The 18,019-nt window shown below is 70.1% G+C and carries 13 protein-coding genes; all 13 read right to left on the bottom strand.

The window, feature by feature from the left end:
* Positions 1 to 170 precede the first annotated feature (170 nt).
* Positions 171 to 1,358: a glycosyltransferase family 2 protein gene (locus tag OG504_RS34845; protein WP_405993353.1), complete on the bottom strand. Its 1,188-nt coding sequence runs from the start codon at positions 1,356 to 1,358 to the stop codon at positions 171 to 173.
* Between the two features lie 156 nt (positions 1,359 to 1,514).
* Positions 1,515 to 3,599: a hypothetical protein gene (locus OG504_RS34840; RefSeq protein WP_405993352.1), complete on the bottom strand. Its 2,085-nt coding sequence runs from the start codon at positions 3,597 to 3,599 to the stop codon at positions 1,515 to 1,517.
* 58 nt (positions 3,600 to 3,657) lie between these two features.
* A complete protein-coding gene (locus OG504_RS34835; protein ID WP_405839946.1) occupies positions 3,658 to 5,151 on the bottom strand; it encodes an SDR family NAD(P)-dependent oxidoreductase in 1,494 nt (497 codons plus the stop codon).
* Between the two features lie 149 nt (positions 5,152 to 5,300).
* The gene (locus OG504_RS34830) at positions 5,301 to 6,476 is read right to left on the bottom strand and encodes a hypothetical protein (RefSeq protein ID WP_405993351.1); all 1,176 of its coding nucleotides are present in this window, start codon (positions 6,474 to 6,476) and stop codon (positions 5,301 to 5,303) included.
* Positions 6,477 to 6,601: 125 nt separating this feature from the next.
* Positions 6,602 to 8,152, bottom strand: a complete 1,551-nt coding sequence (locus tag OG504_RS34825; RefSeq protein ID WP_405993350.1) for an alkaline phosphatase D family protein — start codon at positions 8,150 to 8,152, stop codon at positions 6,602 to 6,604.
* Between the two features lie 225 nt (positions 8,153 to 8,377).
* The gene (gene obgE / locus OG504_RS34820; RefSeq protein WP_405993349.1) at positions 8,378 to 9,814 is read right to left on the bottom strand and encodes a GTPase ObgE; all 1,437 of its coding nucleotides are present in this window, start codon (positions 9,812 to 9,814) and stop codon (positions 8,378 to 8,380) included.
* Positions 9,815 to 9,968: 154 nt separating this feature from the next.
* The gene (rpmA, locus tag OG504_RS34815; protein ID WP_019063244.1) at positions 9,969 to 10,223 is read right to left on the bottom strand and encodes a 50S ribosomal protein L27; all 255 of its coding nucleotides are present in this window, start codon (positions 10,221 to 10,223) and stop codon (positions 9,969 to 9,971) included.
* Between the two features lie 14 nt (positions 10,224 to 10,237).
* Positions 10,238 to 10,558 (bottom strand): 50S ribosomal protein L21, encoded by a 321-nt coding sequence (gene rplU, locus OG504_RS34810; protein ID WP_006374708.1) that lies wholly within the window; start codon positions 10,556 to 10,558, stop codon positions 10,238 to 10,240.
* Positions 10,559 to 10,788: 230 nt separating this feature from the next.
* Positions 10,789 to 14,787, bottom strand: a complete 3,999-nt coding sequence (locus tag OG504_RS34805) for an Rne/Rng family ribonuclease (RefSeq protein ID WP_405993348.1) — start codon at positions 14,785 to 14,787, stop codon at positions 10,789 to 10,791.
* A gap of 263 nt (positions 14,788 to 15,050) precedes the next feature.
* Positions 15,051 to 15,818 carry a TIGR03936 family radical SAM-associated protein gene (locus OG504_RS34800; protein WP_405993347.1) on the bottom strand — a complete coding sequence of 256 codons (768 nt, stop codon included), beginning with the start codon at positions 15,816 to 15,818 and terminating at the stop codon, positions 15,051 to 15,053.
* A gap of 46 nt (positions 15,819 to 15,864) precedes the next feature.
* Positions 15,865 to 16,974, bottom strand: a complete 1,110-nt coding sequence (locus OG504_RS34795; RefSeq protein WP_405993346.1) for a hypothetical protein — start codon at positions 16,972 to 16,974, stop codon at positions 15,865 to 15,867.
* Between the two features lie 15 nt (positions 16,975 to 16,989).
* Positions 16,990 to 17,529, bottom strand: coding sequence for a GNAT family N-acetyltransferase (locus OG504_RS34790; RefSeq protein ID WP_405993345.1), 540 nt, complete (start codon positions 17,527 to 17,529; stop codon positions 16,990 to 16,992).
* Between the two features lie 3 nt (positions 17,530 to 17,532).
* The gene (locus tag OG504_RS34785; RefSeq protein WP_405993344.1) at positions 17,533 to 18,012 is read right to left on the bottom strand and encodes a GNAT family N-acetyltransferase; all 480 of its coding nucleotides are present in this window, start codon (positions 18,010 to 18,012) and stop codon (positions 17,533 to 17,535) included.
* Positions 18,013 to 18,019: the final 7 nt, after the last annotated feature.

The raw sequence follows: 18,019 nt of genomic DNA, 5'->3' as shown, positions 1-18,019 counted from the left end.
GCGTGGGCGCGACCTGAAGACGCAGGTCGGCCCGGGTCTTTTAGGGGCCCGGGACTGTATCGATTTGCGGCTCCGCCGCGTGGACGCGACCTGAAGACGCAGGTCGGCCCGGGTCTTTTTAGGGGCGCGGGGAACTGCGCGACCAGCCCCACCGGGCTGCACCCGACCGACTACCGACCCGCCCTCAACATCCGACGCGCTTTCCTCATCACCCGGCGGAGGAGAACCGCCCCCTCCCGGTACCCCTCCACCCCACGCGCCTCCCGGGGTTCCGCCAAGTAAAGGGAGTCAGGGAGCCCGGCCGACGCGGAGCGGAAGTGGGGATACGCCAGGTACACACGCCGGCCGCCCCTCTCCAGGACTGCGTCAGGACGCTTCTTCGACTTGATGAACTCGACCACGTCCAGGAGGAGTTCGGGGCGTTCCTCGGCAACCAGGTGCAGGCGCAGCCGTTCGTTGACCTTGAGGCGGAGGGCCACCTCGGGGGTCCAGTGCGCCGCCATCAACGGCTTGGCCAACTCGAACTTGTGGCGCCGTACCCGCTCGCTGTCCCCCACGTACTTCGGGCCGAACTGCGGCAACAGGGTGACCAGGAACGGCCGGACCATCAGCTTGTCGCGTTCCACGCCCGGCGGGACCATCTCCGCGATGAGGTTCATCAGGGCGCGCGCGGAGTCGAAGCGGAGGGTGTAACTCCCGCTCTTCGTCACGTGTTTGCCGTCGTCCCGGCCCACCAGGTAGTAGCAGGTGTGGTCGGCGATCACGGAGACGCCGTCGGCCCGGAGATACGCCTCCATCGTGAACAGCGCGTCCTCGCCGGTGAACAGCGACTCGTCGAACCGCATGCTGTGCCGCTCCAACAGCGCCCGCCGGAACAGCTTCTGGGCGCTCAGCGTGAACTTGATGTTGGAGTGGAAGACGTCGGTGCGCTCCAGCGTCTCGACCCAAGCCGCCTTGGGCGGGACCCTGTTGATGCCCTCGACCTTGCCGAGCACCACGTCGGTGCCGTTGCGGTCGGCCATCGCGACCATGCGCTCCAGCGCCTCCGGGGCGAGCCGGTCGTCGGCGTCGAGGAAGAAGACGTAGCGCCCGCTCGCCTTGCCGAGGCCGACGTTGCGCGGGGAGCTGGGGCCGCCGGAGTTCGCCTGGTGGATCACCGTGACGTGGGTCGCGGCGCGGGCCGCGAACTCCTCCAGGTACTCCCCCGTGCCGTCCGTCGAACCGTCATCCACGGCGATGACCTCGATGCGGGCCGCGTCCAGCGTCTGCGCCTCGACCGAGCGCAGGCACTCGACCAGGTACGGCATCGCCTCGTACGCCCCGACGACCACGGTCACATCAGGCTGCGTCACGGTCACGCGCCCCCCCTTTGTCCATTGAACCGCCATCTACAAGACGGCCGACCGAGTGGATCGGTTGTCCTCCGTCAGCAGGGGATACGCAAAAGAGCCCGGTTTTCGAGGATCACTCCCCAAAAACCGGGCTCTTCTTGACCAAGTTCTGACTCGTGCAGGTCAGCCGACCGTGGGGTCCGCCGACAGATGCGCCTCGGGTGAAGGCGGACTCGCCGCCTCACCGCTCGCCGCCGCCCGCTCCTGGCCGACGTTCCGCGTCTCGGACTTGAGCGCGAGGTTCTCCACCGCGGTGTTGAACTGCTCGATGGACGTGGGCTCGTCGGGACCGAGCAGGTACTCCTTGAGTTCCTTGCGGTCCTCGGCCATCGGGTCGGCGTCCGGGGTGCGGACCGCCGCGAGCAACTCGCCCAGTTCCGACGCCTTGTTGGAGAGGATCACGGCCGCGCGCACCGCCGTGTTCTGCCGCTTGAACTCCTCCACGCCCAGCTTCGCCGAGTCCGTCACCGCGTACGGCTTGCCGCTCGCGATGAAGTCGGAGACCACGCTGGAGATGTCGGAGACCATCGCGTCGGACACGTTGAAGCAATCGTACAGGCGCGGCTCGGCGCCCGAGATGACCCGGTGCTCGAAGGTGCCGACGGAGGTCCAGTACGCGTCGTTCCACTCGGCGCGCAGCCGGGCGATCTCCTCGTACTTGGCCAGGTCGACCACGCCGTCGCGGGTCAGCTCGGCCTCGTCACCCTTGTCGGCGGGGCCGCCGGAGAGTTCGCTGATCCGGGCCTCGATGCGGGCCAGGTCGGCCTTGGCCTTGGTCCGGGCGGTCGCGTCGGCCTGGAAGCGCGGGTCGCTCGCGCGCTCGATGGCGGCCTTCTCGACCAGCGCCGTGACCTTGCGGTGCGCGGAGCCGGCCGCGGGGCTGACCGTGCCGGTGAAGGGGTGCGGCTTGTACAGGACGCGGACCGGCGGGTCGGCCTTGAGCAGCTTCTTCACGATGTTCTCGCCGGCCAGCAGGAGGGAGGTGTTGCCGGGGTCGTTGTCCCAGCCCTCCCAGGTCGGCGCGTAGAGCACGGTCGGGATACGGCCCTCGGGGACGCCCTGCCAGGTCTGGATCGGGGCGAGTTGGGGGCGGCCGACCTCGACGATGTCGTCGTCGCGGACACCGACGTCGGCGATGGCGTAGCGGTCGCGGCCCGCGCGGCCGGCGGTCCACACCTCGTCGTAGACCTTGCTGAAGGGGTTGACGCTGGCCAGCTTGTCGCTGTCGCCGTGGCCGATGAAGACGTGCTTCATGGTGGGGACGCGCAGCAGGTGGATGTTCTTGCCGACGTTGGCCGCGTACAGCGCGACGCGCACGCTCGACAGGTCCATGTTCATCAGGTGCACACCGCCGGGCACGCAGATGACGGGGGCCTTGGTGGGGGCGAGGTTCTGCAGTATGACGCGCTCGCGGAGCAGGACCAGCGGCCGGGTGTCCAGCTGCTCCATGGTCTCCAGCCACATGTTGACCTGGTACGCCGAGTCCTTGGAGCCGGAGAAGCAGAGCACCGTCTGCGGCTTGTACTCGTGCAGCCAGTCGTCGACGGCCGCGAGGATGACCTCGGGCGTCGGCGGGATCTTCGTACCCCTTATGTACGGCAGCAGCGCGGCGACGTAGAGGGTGCCCAGGAACAGGGTGACGCCGATACCGACGAAGGCGGCGACGGCCGAGTCCAGCTGGGCGGAGATCAGCAGGCCGACGACGGCGAACAGGTCGAGGTGGAGCATCTTCTCGGCGGAGCGCTCCAGCAGGCCGAACTTCGGGGCGTCCGGGATGTGGATGCGGGAGCCGAGGTCGACGTTGCGGGTGGCGACCGGCATCCGGCGGCGGTTGCGGATCAGCGTGACGACCGCGCCGTGCGGGGCCTGGAGGCCGTAGAAGGCGATGAAACAGGCGATCGCGCCGTAGAAGATCAGGTGGTCGGAGAGGTCCATGCGGGCCAGCAGCAGGATCAGCAGCAGCTGGCGGATCAGGAAGCGGATGGAGAGGCCCGCTCTGACCTTGCTGAGGCGATTGATCAGGTAGCTGGCCTGGCGGTGGAGGTAGTGGTCCGCGACGTACGTCACGACGGCCGCGGCGGCGAAGGCGGGGACGCTCGGGATGAGGGCGGCCACCATGAGGGCCGGGTATCCCAGCACCATGAGGACGGCGGCGGCCAGCTCAGCCGCGCTGCCCACCCGGGCCACGCGAATAGCGGTGGAAATCACTGATAAACCTGCTCTTGGGGGTTTCGAGTAATTTACCGGAGCTCAGAGTCAGGCTTGATTAAACGCCGTCCTGGACGTCCAGGACCGAGGCGAGGGCGGCCTCGAAGCCGGAGGCCCTGGCCGCGCCGGCCGTCGGGTCCTGCTGGCGGACGTCGATGACATGGCCGGTCAGCTCGGACAGCAGTACGTCGAGCGAGGTACGGGCCACGGCCTCGGAGGACAGCAGCGTGCCGGTGGGCTCCTGGCCGAAGGCCTTGGTGCGCATCGGGGTGGCGGTGCGCTCCGGGTTGATGCAGTTCACGCGGATGCCGTCGCCGGCCCACTCGTCCGACAGGGCCTGCGTGAGGTTGACCATGGCGGCCTTGGTCGAGGAGTAGAGGCTGTACTCGGCACGGCCGCGCGTGTAGCTGCTGGACGTGTAGAGCAGCAGCTGGCCCTTGGTCTCGGCCAGGTACTTGTACGCGGAACGGGCGATCTGCACGGGCGCCAGGTAGTTGACCTTCAGCGCTTCCTCGATCGTCGCGTTGTCCGTCTCGGCCAGCTTGCCGATGCGCAGCACGCCCGCGGTGTTGATGACGTAGTCGATGCGCCCGGTCTCGCCGTACGCCTTGGACAGCGCGTCGTCGACCTCCTCGGGGTTCTCGACGTGCGTGCCGGTGGTCGACCGGCCCAGCGCGTACACCGTGGCGCCGTAGCCCTCGGCGACCTCGGCGATGTCCTTGCCGATGCCGTACGAACCGCCGAAGACGACCAGCGTCTTGCCGGTGAGCAGCTCGCGGTAGGCGGCCTCGTCGACCTGCTCGGGCGCGGCCGTGGAGGCGAGCTGGAAGAGCTTGTCGGCGATGAAGACGTCGACGGGCTGGGTGACCTTCATGTTGTACTCGTCGCCCGCGACGACGTGGATCGGCACGTCCGGCAGGTACTTGAGCACGACCGAACAGTCGTCCGTGGCCTGGAAGTTGGGGTCACCGGCGGCGACCTCGTAGGCGCGGCGGATCGTGGACAGCTTGAACGCCTGGGGCGTCTGGCCGCGGCGCAGCCGGGAGCGGTCCGGGATCTCGGTGATGAACTCGCCGTCGTCGCCGTGGGTGCGGGTCACGATGATGGTGTCGGCGGACGGGATGGCCACGTCCACGGCCTGGAAGCGCTCCAGGGCGATCACACAGTCGTCGATCACGCGCCGCGAGAGCAGGGGGCGCACGGCGTCGTGGAAGAGGACGTTGCGGTCCTCGCCCTCGGCCAGGCCCTCACCGAGCGCGGCGATGGCGCGCTCGGTGGTCTCGTTGCGCGTGGAGCCGCCCTCGATGATCCGGGTGACCTTCTGGAAGCCGGCCTTGGCGACGATCTTCTCGATGTCCGGGACGTAACCCGGCGCCATCAGGACGATGATGTCGTCGATCGAGTCGGCGTTCTCGAAGGTGGTCAGGGTGTGCTCGATGACTGCCTTGCCGGCGATCTTCAGCAGCTGCTTGGGGATCGAGAGACCCACCCGCTGGCCGGTACCGCCGGCCAGGATCACTGCGGTGGTGCGGGGCTTGGCTATGTGCGACACAGGTGACCTTGACCTACCTCGGGACAACGGGGGAACTCGCAAATGGTCCCACTCGCGGTTACCGCAGTGCAAGGCGAGTGACCTCCACCGCATAGGTGCGCGACACCTGTCATTCATCTTGCACTGCTGGTAACCGGGTGATGACGCGTTCAGCGGCGACGGAGCTTCTTCAGACAACGGTGTCCGAGAACACGCACGAGTTCCTTCGACGACGTCTGGTGAACCGTCCGCGCCTTCGCCGGCGCACTGTGCCGCACGGGCGCCGACGCGGCCGCCGCGAGCGCCCCGTAGAGCGCCTGCGCGGCCACTTCGGGCGCGATCCGCGGCACCCCGGCCGCCTTCCCCGCGCCCCCCGACGCGGCCTCGGGTACGGCCGACAGCAGTGCCGTGTCCCCTACGACCCGTACGCCCGTGGCGGCGATCGTCCCGGCCATCTCGGCGCCGATCGCACCCGCGGCCTCGACCGCCCACTGGGGCGTGGTGATCTTCACGTCCTGCGGGGTCGGGCTGCACGCATTCTTCATATGCATGACCGCGCCGTTGCGCACGAGCTTGGAATACAGCTCGTCGGGGAGTCCATTGCCGCGGAATTCCACGTTGAGCTTCCGCAGCATTTCGGTCTCGGCGAGGGTAAGAGAACGGTTGGCCGCGTCCGGAACCGGTTGCAGGAGATTCGCGGGCAAGCCGAGCAGCGTCTCGAAGGTGCGCAACAGTCCGTCCCGGTCGCTGTCGTCGACCACGACGACGGTGACGCGCTCGGGACCGACGACCCGGGCCCAGCGCTCGACCAGCCGGTCGTGCCGGTGCCGCCGCCAGAAGCTGGGGTTGGGCTGCTCGTACGGCGCCTTGCGGAGCATGTGCTCCAGCCAGTTGTCGTAGCCCATGCGCAGGCCGTTCTGCACGTACTGCTGCCACTGCGAGGGCATGATCCGCGCCAGCGGGCGCAGGGTGATCAGGATGTGCACGCGCTCGCCGCCGAGCTGTTCCACGATCCTGGCCAGGGTCTCGTCGTCCTGGGCGTCGGCGAAGAACTCGCTGCTGATCACCGAGGTGCGGTCGCCGGTGGCGCGCACGGCGTCGAGGAGGCGCGTCCAGTGTTTGTCGGTGGGCACTGTGTCGCCCATCATCGCGGGCCGTGCGCAGGCGGCGAGGGCCGCTTCCATCGGGTGCCTGCTGTGCGCGGGGAAGTCGACGCCGTGCTCGGGCATCGTGTCCTTCGCGGCGAAGAGCGCGCCCTGGATGGCGGTGGTCCCGGTCTTGTGCGGGCCGATGTGCAGCAGCCGGGTCCCGACGGGCAGCGCTTCCTTAATACAATCCGTCTCCATGGTTAACGGACGGTAAGAGTTGTTCCTGAGTTTGCCCTGAGAGGAGCCTGGGACGCAGATGAGTCCCAGGCTCCGGTCACACAGGGGTCATGTTTCCAAAAAGTGTGACACTTTCACGAAAAGTGTCACACTTTTTCCACCCCGGGTCGGCCCGCCTCCACCCGGAGCGAGGCGTACGTGCTCGGTGTCGCCGCGGGCTTGAGCACGGTGTCCACGACCCTCACCTTCGCGTCGATGCCGTCCTTGCGGATGTCGAACAGGTGGTAGCCGCGGTGGGCGTCGATCACCTTCCAGTGCGGGTTGTCCGCCATCAGCGGGTCCCACTGGGCGTGGAAGGCGGCCTGGTCCTGGTCTCCGTTGCTGGAGATGGACGTCCCCACGAACTCGGCGCCGACGACGTCGGAGTCCGGATCGGTGAAGTCCTCCTTCAGATCGCTGATCATCGTGAGGTGCCGGTCGCCGCTGAGGACCACGGGGTTGCGGACGGACTTGAAGTCCTCCAGCAGGGCGTTGCGTTCGACCTGGTAGCCGTCCCAGGCGTCGTAGAACCACTGCTTGCCCGCGCCGAGCAGGATGTCCGTCTCGGCCATCATGATCTGCGAGGCGATGACGTTCCAGCGGGCGGGCGAGTGCCGCAGCCCGTGCAGCAGCCACGCCTTCTGCTCGGCGCCCATCATCGTCATCGACGGGTCCTCGGCGCCGGCCTGGGTGGTCGCCTGGTCGCTGCGGAACTGCCGGGTGTCGAGGACGTTGAGCCGCATCAGCCGGCCGAACTCGAGCCGCCGGTACATCTGGATGTGCGGCCCGTTCGGTACGGCGGTCGCGCGCACCGGCATGTGCTCGTAGTACGCCTGGAAGGCCGCGGTCAGCCGCGCGACGAACGCGTCGTGCGACTGCTTGTCGGGGTCCTGCGGGACCTCTCCCGCCCAGTCGTTGTCGACCTCGTGGTCGTCGAAGGTCACGACCCAGGGGGTGTTGGCGTGCATGGCCAGCAGATCCGGGTCGGTGCGGTACTGCGCGTACCGATTGCGGTACTGCACCAGGCTGTACGGCTCCCCGGTCCCCTCGTGCCGACGAGCTCCCCCGGCCGCCGGTGCCGACTCGTAGATGTAGTCGCCGACGAAGAGCACGAAGTCGGGGTCCTGGGCCAGCATGTCGGCGTACGGCGTGAAGTAGCCGTTCTGCCAGTTCTGGCAGGAGGCGAGCGCGACGCGGAGCCGGCCGCCGGAGCTGTTCGCGTGGGGCGCGGTGCGGGTGCGGCCGGTGGCGGAGATCTGCCCGCTGACGCGGAAGCGGTACCAGTAGTCACGGCCGGGCCGCAGCCCCCGTACATCCACGTGAACGCTGTGCCCGTACTCGGGCCGGGCGGGGGCAATCCCGCGGCGCAGGGTCTTTCTGAACCGCGCGTCCTCGGCGATTTCCCACTCCACGGGAACTACCCGATCAGGCATTCCACCCCCGTTGAGCGGGTCCGGGGCGAGCCGCGTCCACAGCACGATGCCGTCGGGCAGCGGGTCCCCGGAGGAGATACCGAGGCTGAACACCCCGTCGGGCAACGGCGTTTCGGCAGCCTGGGCGGAGGTGGGCAGCCAGAGCTGAGCGGAAGCGGCGGCCCCGAGCACCGCCGCACCGGCCGCGAGAAAACGTCGTCGATCGGGTGATACGGCTCCGGTCATCGGTGAACTCCCTTGCGACGTTGGCCTCTTGGGTCACTTGGAAGCCTCACAGTGCGCGGAGTCCCGCCCGTTGAACAGTAAGTATCGCGTCCATGACAAATGAGCGCACAGCAAGAGACCCGTTACTCCGAGAGCAACGGGTCTCAGCCACTTTGGTCACGGCGGCGAATGATCTTCACGCCTGACGGACGATCACCGGCGCGCAGGAGGCGCCGGCCGGGTCGATCAGAACGGCTTGAAGTCGTTGAACTCCTGGGTCGCCTCGTCCCGCTCCGCCTGGTTGTCGCGGCGGCGCTGTGCCGCCGGGCGCGGGGCCTCGAAGCGGTGGTCCTCGCCGCGGCGGCCGAGCATCTCCGCGCCGGCCATCACCGTCGGCTCCCAGTCGAAGACGACCGCGTTGTCCTCGGGGCCGATCGCGACGCCGTCGCCGGAGCGGGCGCCCGCCTTCATCAGGGACTGCTCCACGCCGAGGCGGTTGAGGCGGTCGGCGAGGTAGCCGACGGCCTCGTCATTGCTGAAGTCGGTCTGGCGGACCCAGCGTTCGGGCTTCTCGCCGCGCACGCGGAAGAGGCCGTCCTCCTCCTGTACGACCGTGAAGCCGCTGTCGTCGACCGCCTTCGGGCGGATGACGATCCGGGTCGCCTCCTCCTGCGGCTTGGCCGCACGCGCCGCGGCGATCACCTCGGCGAGCCCGAAGGAGAGCTCGCGGAGTCCCGTGTGCGCTACCGCCGACACCTCGAAGACGCGGTAGCCGCGCGCCTCCAGGTCGGGCCGCACCATCTCGGCCAGGTCCTTGCCGTCCGGTACGTCGATCTTGTTCAGGACGACCATGCGCGGACGCCGGTCGAGGCCGCCGTACTGCTTCAGCTCCTCCTCGATCGTGTCGAGATCGGAGATCGGGTCGCGCTCGGACTCCAGCGTCGCCGTGTCCAGGACGTGCACCAGCACGCTGCAGCGCTCCACGTGGCGCAGGAACTCCAGGCCGAGGCCCTTGCCCTGGCTCGCACCCGGGATCAGACCGGGCACGTCGGCGATCGTGTAGACCGTGTCGCCGGCCGTCACCACGCCGAGGTTCGGGACCAGCGTCGTGAACGGGTAGTCGGCGATCTTCGGCTTGGCCGCGCTCAGCACGGAGATCAGCGAGGACTTGCCGGCGCTCGGGTAGCCGACCAGGGCCACGTCGGCGACCGTCTTGAGCTCCAGGACGATGTCCTGGAGGCCACCGGGGACGCCGAGGAGCGCGAAACCCGGGGCCTTGCGGCGGGCCGAGGCCAGCGCCGCGTTGCCGAGGCCGCCCCGGCCACCCTGCGCGGCGATGTACGACGTGCCGTGGCCGACCAGGTCGGCGAGCACATTGCCCGCGCCGTCGAGCACGACCGTGCCGTCCGGCACCGGCAGGACCAGGTCCGTACCGTCCTTGCCGGAGCGGTTGCCGCCCTCACCGGGCTTGCCGTTGGTGGCCTTGCGGTGCGGGGAGTGGTGGTAGTCGAGCAGCGTGGTCACGGACTGGTCGACGATGAGGATGACATCCCCACCCCTTCCGCCGTTGCCGCCGTCCGGGCCGCCGAGCGGCTTGAACTTCTCACGGTGGACGGAGGCACAGCCGTGGCCTCCGTTACCCGCGGCGACATGCAGCTCGACGCGGTCCACGAAGGTGGTCATGGGATGTGCCTCCAGTTACGTACAAGAAAGTCTTGTGGCTACAGCCAGGTGCTGTCAGCCAGGTGTTGCCCTACCAGTAGAAACACGCGAAAGGCGGACCCGCTTCCCGTACGGGAAGTGAGGTCCGCCTCGCGAAAGCTTCCGTTCAGGTGCCTCAGGCGACCGGAACGATGTTCACGACCTTGCGGCCACGGTGCGTACCGAACTCCACCGCACCGGCGTTCAGCGCGAACAGCGTGTCGTCGCCGCCACGGCCGACGCCCGAACCGGGGTGGAAGTGGGTACCGCGCTGGCGGACCAGGATCTCACCAGCGTTGACGACCTGACCGCCGAAGCGCTTCACGCCGAGCCGCTGGGCATTGGAGTCGCGACCGTTCCGGGTGGACGATGCGCCCTTCTTGTGTGCCATCTCTCCTCAGTCCCTTACTTCGCAGCCGCGGGGATCTCAGTGACCTTGATCGCCGTGTACTGCTGGCGGTGGCCCTGACGACGGCGGTAACCGGTCTTGTTCTTGTACCGAAGGATGTCGATCTTGACGCCCTTGTGGTGGTCCACGATCTCGGCCTGGACCTTGATGCCGGCCAGTACCCACGGGTCGCTGGTCACAGCGTCGCCGTCGACAACGAGCAGGGTCGAGAGCTCGACCGTGTCGCCAACCTTGGCAGTGGAAATCTTGTCAACCTCAACGATGTCGCCGACAGCAACCTTGTGCTGGCGACCACCGCTGCGCACGATGGCGTACACGCTGATCTCACTCTCTAGCTCAGGGACGGCACCCCCGCAGTCCAGCCGCCCTGCGGAGCAGACGGCCTCTCCCGGCGGAACACGCCCGGGAGGAAGAGGTTTACGGGGATGTGGCGTGTCACCAGTGGACACGCCGACAGTCAAGGTTACGGGGCCGCAGCCGAACGGGTCAAACCGGGCCCGGTGGGGAGTGCGACTGGTCACATGGACCAGCCGCACCCGCCCGGGGTTCAGCCCTCGTCGGTGGAGGCGGTGACGGAGGACGGGTTCGTCTGCTCCGCCGCCGCGGTCTTCTTCGACGTGGTCTTGGCGGCCTTCTTGGCCGTCGTCTTCTTGGCGGCCGTCTTCTTGGCCGCGGTCTTGGTGGCCGCCGTCTTCTTGGCGACCGCCTTCTTCGCCGGAGCCTTCTTGGCGGCCTTGCGAGCAGCCGTCTTCTTGGCCGGAGCGTCCGCCTCGACCTCGGCGACCGGCGCTTCCTCCACCACGGCCGACGGTACGACCGTCACGGCCGCCTCCTCGGACGCGGTGGGCGCGGTCGCCTTGCGCACGGCACGACGCCGGGGGCGGGCCGGAGCCGCGCTCTCGACGGGCGCCTCGGCCTGCTCGACCGGAGCCGCAGCAGGAACCGGCGTCTCGACGACCACCGGAGCGGCCTCGGTGACCGTCACCACGGCGGCCTCCTCGGACCCGGCCGGCGAACCGGCGGGTGCGGTCGCCTTACGGGTCGCACGACGGCGCGTACGCCCCTTGGGCGCCGCATCGTCGACCACCGGAGCCTCGTCGACCACAGGCGCTTCGACAGCGACCGGAGCCTCGACGACCGGGTCCTCCACGGCAACGGGCTCGGCCTGCACGACGGCGGCCGGCTCGGCCTCCTCACGCACCTCGCGCGACTGCCGCTCGCCCCTCGGCGCACCGGCCGGAGCCGACGCCCGCCGGCTCGTCCGGCGCCGCGAACGCCCACCACGGGTGGCCGCGGCCTCCGCCTCGGCGGCGCTGCTGTACAGGTCCTCGTCGGGCCGGAACTCGGGCTCGGCGAAGGGCACCGGCGTGGCGACCTCGGCGGCCACCTCGGCCTCGGTCTCGACCTCGTCGTCGGCCACATCGTGCTCGTGGTCGTGCTCGTGCGTGTCGTGGACGTCCTGCCCGTTCCCGTCACCACCGCGCCCGCGCCGCTTGCGCTTGCCGCCGCCACCGACCGAGGTCGGCTGCTCCATGTGCACGATGACACCGCGGCCGTTGCAGTGGACGCAGGTCTCGGAGAAGGACTCAAGGAGGCCCTGTCCGACGCGCTTGCGGGTCATCTGGACCAGGCCCAGCGAGGTGACCTCGGCGACCTGGTGCTTCGTACGGTCGCGGCCCAGGCATTCGAGCAGGCGCCGCAGGACCAGGTCCCGGTTGGACTCCAGGACCATGTCGATGAAGTCGATGACGACGATGCCGCCCAGGTCGCGCAGCCGCAGCTGGCGCACGATCTCCTCGGCCGCCTCCAGGTTGTTCCTGGTCACGGTCTCTTCGAGGTTGCCGCCCTGACCGGTGAACTTGCCGGTGTTGACGTCGATCACGATCATCGCTTCGGTCTTGTCGATGACCAGCGAACCGCCGCTGGGCAGCCAGACCTTGCGGTCCAGCGCCTTCATCAGCTGCTCGTCGATGCGGTACGTCGCGAAGACGTCGACCTCGGAGGTCCAGCGGGAGAGCCGGTCGGCGAGGTCGGGGGCGACGTGCGCGACGTAGCCGTGGATGGTGTCCCACGCCTCGTCACCGCTGACGATGACCTTGGTGAAGTCCTCGTTGAAGATGTCGCGCACGACGCGGACGGTCATGTCCGGCTCTCCGTAGAGCAGGGTCGGCGCGTTCGAGCCGCCGCCGCTCTTCGCCTTCTTCTGGATGTCCTCCCACTGCGCCTGGAGCCGCTCGACGTCACGGCGCAGCTCGTCCTCGCTCGCGCCCTCGGCGGCGGTGCGCACGATGACGCCCGCGTCCTCGGGGACGATCTTCTTGAGGATGGTCTTCAGCCGGGCCCGCTCGGTGTCGGGCAGCTTGCGGCTGATGCCGGTCATGGAGCCCTCGGGGACGTACACGAGGTAGCGCCCCGGCAGGGAGACCTGGCTGGTCAGACGCGCGCCCTTGTGCCCGATCGGGTCCTTGGTGACCTGCACGAGGACCGACTGGCCGGACTTGAGGGCGGACTCGATGCGGCGCGGCCCGTTGGCCATGCCGAGCGCCTCGAAGTTGACCTCACCGGCGTACAGGACGGCGTTGCGCCCCTTGCCGATGTCGATGAACGCGGCCTCCATGGAGGGCAGCACGTTCTGGACCTTGCCCAGGTAGACGTTGCCGACGTACGAGGTCGACTGCTCCTTGTTGACGTAGTGCTCGACGAGCACGCCGTCCTCCAGGACGCCGATCTGTGTGCGCTCACCGCTCTGCCGGACGACCATCACGCGCTCGACGGCCTCGCGGCGGGCCAGGAACTCCGCCTCGGTGATGATCGGGACGCGCCGACGCCCCTGCTCGCGGCCTTCCCGGCGGCGCTGCTTCTTGGCCTCGAGACGCGTCGAGCCCTTGATGGACTGCACCTCGTCGCTGGGGTGCTCGTCCTTCTTGGCGCGCGGCTCGCGGACCTTGACGACGGTGCGCTCGGGGTCGTCCGACGACGCGGGCGACTCGCTCTCGCCGCCCGAGTCACCGGCGCGACGACGCCGACGGCGCCGGCGACGGCTGCTGCTCGACCCTGAACCGCCCTGGTCGTCGTCCGCCTCCTCGGCGTCCTCCTCGACCTGCTCGGCGGTGTCCTCGGAGTCCTGCGCTACCTGCTCGGCGGCGTACTCCTCGCTGTCGTCGCCGTCGTCCTCACCGGTGGCGGACTCGCCACGGCGACGACGCCGGCCACCACGCCGACGGCGGCGGCGCGAACCGGTCTCCTCGGCCTCGTCACCGTCGGCGGAGTCCTCGGCCTCGTCGGCCTCTTCGGGCTCCTCCTCCACGACGACGGCCTCGACGACGGCGGGCGCCTCGGGCTCGGGCTCGGCCTCGAAGGCGGCACCGCGACGACGACGCCGGCGACGCCCGCCGGTCTCCTCCTCGACGACCTCGGCCACGACGAGCTCCGCTACGACGACGACCTCTTCCTCGTCGTCCTCCACGGCCTCGGCGGCCGCGGCAGCGGCGGCCCGCTCCGGGGTCTGGAACATCGGCTCGGTGAAGACGGGCGCCTGGAACACGGCCACCGCGGGCCGCCTCGGCCGACGCGGTCCGTCCTCCTCCTCGGCGCTGTTCCCGTTCTTGGGCGCGGGCGCGGAGAACCCTCCGGCGGCGGTCCGCACGGCCCGGCGCCGGCGACGCGGTCCGGAGTCCTCGGCGGGAGCCTCGGCAGGGGTGTTCGTCTCCGCAGTGTTCTCGTCGTTCACAGGGGCCTCCTCGCCCACGGGCGTCCCGGCAGGCGCGGACACACGGCGCGTGGCGCGACGACGGCTCCGACGCGGCCCGGCATCCTCATCGGACGCGGCAGCCGCGGAACCTTCGGTCACTTCTTCGGTCACTGCGATGGCTTCAACGCTCTCGGCGGCCTCGGGCGCACCGGTGGGTGCGGACACCTTCCGGGTGGCACGCCGGCGCGTACGCCCGGCGGGCGCGGCAGCCTCTTCCTCCACGACGGCCACGGCGGCGGGCGCCTCGGCGGCGACAGGCGCGGCCTCGGGCTCCTCCACCGGCTCGGCCACGGCAGCCGGGGCAACGGTCTCGGGCGCGGTCACCCGGCGCGTGGCCCGACGGCGGCTGCGGCGCGGAGCGGCATCCTCGTCGGACACGGCAGGCGCCGGGTCCTCCTCAACGGCGGCAGGCGCGGCGGCGGCAACGGCCGGCACCACGATCTCGGCCGCCTCGGGCACCTCGCTCGCCTCGGGCGTACCGGCGGGCGCGGACACCCGCCGGGTGGCACGCCGACGAGGACGCCCGGCAGGCGCCGCCTCGTCCGCCACAGGCGTCTCTACGGCAGCCGGTGCCTCTACGGCAGCGGGCGCATCGACGCTCTCGTCGGCCCCGCTCTTCTCTTCTGCTTCGCTCACCTCGGCCGGTATGGCCGGAGCGCTGTTCTCGACCGCGCCCTCGGCGCCGGTCGGCGGTCCCGCTGGGCGAGACGCGGCGCGGCGCCTACGGCGCGGCGGCAGCGTGTCGCTCGGGGTGTTCAGTTCGGAACCCTCTGCGGGTTCGGTCGGTTCGAGCATGCGGGCGTTTCTCCCGTCAGGCTCCCGGGCGCCGCGCCTGGTCCGGCAGGGATGCCGGTGACGTCCGCGGCTCGCGCGTTGCGCGGTGCCGCCGTCCGGGGCGCGGGCGCCGCACGGGAGCTCTCTGTGTCCTGTCTCGCCGGTTCCGTACGCCCAGATGCGGACGGCCTGGCGAAAGTCTTGTGGTCGGTGCGCTGCCCGACCCAGGTGGCTCCCGAGTCCGAGGGCGGCGCTACGACATCGGTCCCTACGCGGAACCTTCCCTACGCCGGCGCCTTCGCGGCGGCAGCTTCGGCGACCGTGGAATTTCCGGTCACTGCTGCCTCGCGGTCGGGCGCGAGCGGGTCGGTCACCGTGCCGGTCTCTTCATCGAACAGCCCCTGCGCCAGCCTGGTCACCGCTGCGGCGACCGGCGGCGCCAGGTCGGCCACGGCGCGAAGACCGGACAGGACGTCGTCGGGTCGAACGGCAGGCGTCACGTGCCGAACAACCAGCCGCAGTATCGCACAGGCCTGGTCGGTAGGCCTATCAGCCTGTGGACGTAGCGTCTCAAGACTGGCTACGGCGGAGCGGGCGTCGAACGTCCGCATGCCGTTCTTGGCCATGCGCTGGACCTCGACGCTCTCGGCCGCGTTGAACGCGGCCACCGCGCGCTCGGCGTCCTCGGGCGCCACCCCGTCGAGCCGCAGCTCCCACACGGAAGCCGTGAGCCGGTCGGCGAGCCCGGAGGTCCGGGCCTCGACCGCGTCGACGATGTCGAGGCCGACAGGCATCGATTCGTCGAGCAGCTCGCGCAGTTTGTCGGGGTCGCGCTCGGCGGTGAGCGCGATCTCCAGGTATTCCGCCTCACTGCCCGTGCCGGTGGGTGCGGCATTGGCGTACGACACCTTCGGATGCGGCGTGAACCCCGCCGAGTACGCCATCGGCACCTCGGCGCGGCGCAGCGCACGCTCGAAGGCGCGCTGGAAGTCTCGGTGGCTGGTGAACCGGAGGCGGCCGCGCTTGGTGTAGCGCAGTCGGATGCGCTGCACCGCGGGTGCGGGCGGCGGGCCTTCGGGCTGTCGCTTGCCCAGTGTCCTAGTCCTTCGTGAGAACGGTCGTACTTCTACCAAGAGTACGTGTGTCGTCGCCCATCGGTTCCCGCAGCTCCACCGGCTCCGGCTGCCGGGGCTCGCCGAAAACCATCCGCCGGAAGTCGGCACGGGCCTGCCGGGCGGACTCGCGCGCGGCGGTCAGCACCTGCCGGGTGACCCGTCCCACAGCCCGCGCGGCCTCTGCGGCGGGCCGCAGCACCAGGTCCCGTACGACGTGTCCGACCGGGGTGAGGATCGTCCGGTACACCCAGCTCACGGGCTCGACGAAGATCCACCGGAAGAGGGTCCCGAGCACCCGCCCCACGGCGAGCGAGATGTGCCCGGCGATCCGCCAGGCGTGCCCGAGGGCGTCCCACACCTCCCGCCCGACGACCGCGAGCACACGCCCGACGGGTGTCAGCACCCAGCGCCAGAGGCCGATCGCGGGCAGCACGAGCAGAATCCGGGCAGCCCAGTACAGGACGAAACCGATCCCGGTACCGACCGCCCGCACGAGCCACATGAACCCCCGCCCGCACCAGGCGATCGCGTGCCCGACCGGCGTGAGGACCCAGGCGTACAGCCACCCGGCGGGCACGACGAGCAGATACCGCCCGAGCCAGGCCACGCCGGCGGCCACCCCGCCGACGACCCACGCCACGCCGGCGGCCACCCCGTTCAGCACCCACGCGCACGCGTGCCCGACGGGAGTGAGCACGCGCGCGTAGACCCACGCCAGCCCGCTCCCGACCTGCCGGGCGATCCGGGCGAGGCCGTGCCCGACCGGGGTGAGCACGTACCGGTACAACCAGACGAGCGGCACGACGAGAAGGAGGTTGGTGAGCCAGCCGAGCGCCTTGGCGAGGGGCACGACGACGTACCGCCACAGCGCCACCCACGGCCACACGAACACCGCGCGTGCCAGCGGCCGCAGCACGGTCCGGTAGAGGAACCGTCCGCCGACCACCAGCCCGTCCCACACCAGCCGCACCGGCACGACCAGCACGAGCACGACGATCCGCACCGGGACGCGGATCGCGACGGCGAGACATCCCTCGGGCGACTGCGGGGACGGCCGCGCGGGCGGCTTCTCGAATTTCCTGGGGGCGTCCATACCGGGCAAGACGCCTCAGCTCCCCGTCCGGGTCCGGATCCAGTACCGCAATTTCCCGTCCCGCGCGTCCTCGAACTTCCCGTCGGCGGCCTCGATCACCTTGCGGGACGCGATGTTGGCGGCATCACAGGTCACGAGGACCGGATCCAGGCCGAGCGCCCGAGCGTACGGCAGCACGTCACGGAGCATCGCGGTCGCGTGCCCGCGGCGCCGGGCGCCCGGCCGGACGCCGTAGCCGATGTGGCCGCCGTAGTCGAGGAGCCACTGGGTGAGGCGGTGCCGTATCTGGATGCGGCCGAGGTAGGTGTCGCCGTCGACGTACCAGTACCAGGTGCTCGGCACGAAGCCCTCGGGCCGGCGCCCGTCCTCCGACTCCTCCTCGCGCACCGACTCCACGTACCGCGCGAACCCCGCCGACTGCCGCCAGGTGCTGCCGTGTTCCCGCAGTTCGCGCGCGAGGGTGCCGCCGAAGAAGTCGTCCTCGACGAGGTGCTCGTGCACGGCGTCCAGGAAGGAGACCCGGAACCGGGCGTCGGGCAGGATCAGTTGAGGCATCGGTCAAGGGTAGGGGTCGCTGCGGGAGACCCGGGCGTGCAGGAGCCGGGGCGAGGGGGCGAAGCCGCGGCGGGCGTACGCCGGGATCGCCCGGGGCGAGGAGTGGACGGTGACGCGTTCGAGCCCGAGGTCCTGAGCGCGGGCCGGCACCGCTTCCACCAGCCGTCCGCCGACACCGCCGTCGCGCTCGCCGGGGATCACGTACACGCACTGCAGATCGCCGCTGGCCGGCCGCAGGGCCTGCGGACCCGGCACCCGCTGGACCACGGCCGGCCACGCCGTCCCGATGAGCACGCCGTCCCGTACGACGACCATGCACCGGTGCGAACTCCCGTTCTCCGCGGCCCAGTCGACGAAGTGCCGGACGAACTCCTCGCGGGTGGTGACGGGTTGATCCCCGTTCTCGAGAATCCAGCGCCACCGGAGTCCCGCGACGACGTCCAGCTCGGCGGGTTCGGCGGGGCGGATCGTGATGTCGTCCACCCGTGCA

Origin of the sequence: Streptomyces sp. NBC_00986 (genome assembly GCF_045162565.1) — a bacterium.
In the GTDB taxonomy this organism is placed as follows: Bacteria; Actinomycetota; Actinomycetes; order Streptomycetales; family Streptomycetaceae; genus Streptomyces.
This window is presented reverse-complemented; position numbering and strand designations above follow the sequence as displayed.

What these genes read in the sequence shown, in the direction of transcription:
- OG504_RS34830 (WP_405993351.1), bottom strand. Translation starts at nt 6,476, where the DNA reads ATGGAGACGGATTGTATTAAGGAAGCGCTGCCCGTCGGGACCCGGCTG.
- OG504_RS34825 (WP_405993350.1), bottom strand. Translation starts at nt 8,152, where the DNA reads ATGACCGGAGCCGTATCACCCGATCGACGACGTTTTCTCGCGGCCGGT.
- obgE (WP_405993349.1), bottom strand. Translation starts at nt 9,814, where the DNA reads ATGACCACCTTCGTGGACCGCGTCGAGCTGCATGTCGCCGCGGGTAAC.
- rpmA (WP_019063244.1), bottom strand. Translation starts at nt 10,223, where the DNA reads ATGGCACACAAGAAGGGCGCATCGTCCACCCGGAACGGTCGCGACTCC.
- OG504_RS34805 (WP_405993348.1), bottom strand. Translation starts at nt 14,787, where the DNA reads ATGCTCGAACCGACCGAACCCGCAGAGGGTTCCGAACTGAACACCCCG.
- OG504_RS34795 (WP_405993346.1), bottom strand. Translation starts at nt 16,974, where the DNA reads ATGGACGCCCCCAGGAAATTCGAGAAGCCGCCCGCGCGGCCGTCCCCG.
- OG504_RS34790 (WP_405993345.1), bottom strand. Translation starts at nt 17,529, where the DNA reads ATGCCTCAACTGATCCTGCCCGACGCCCGGTTCCGGGTCTCCTTCCTG.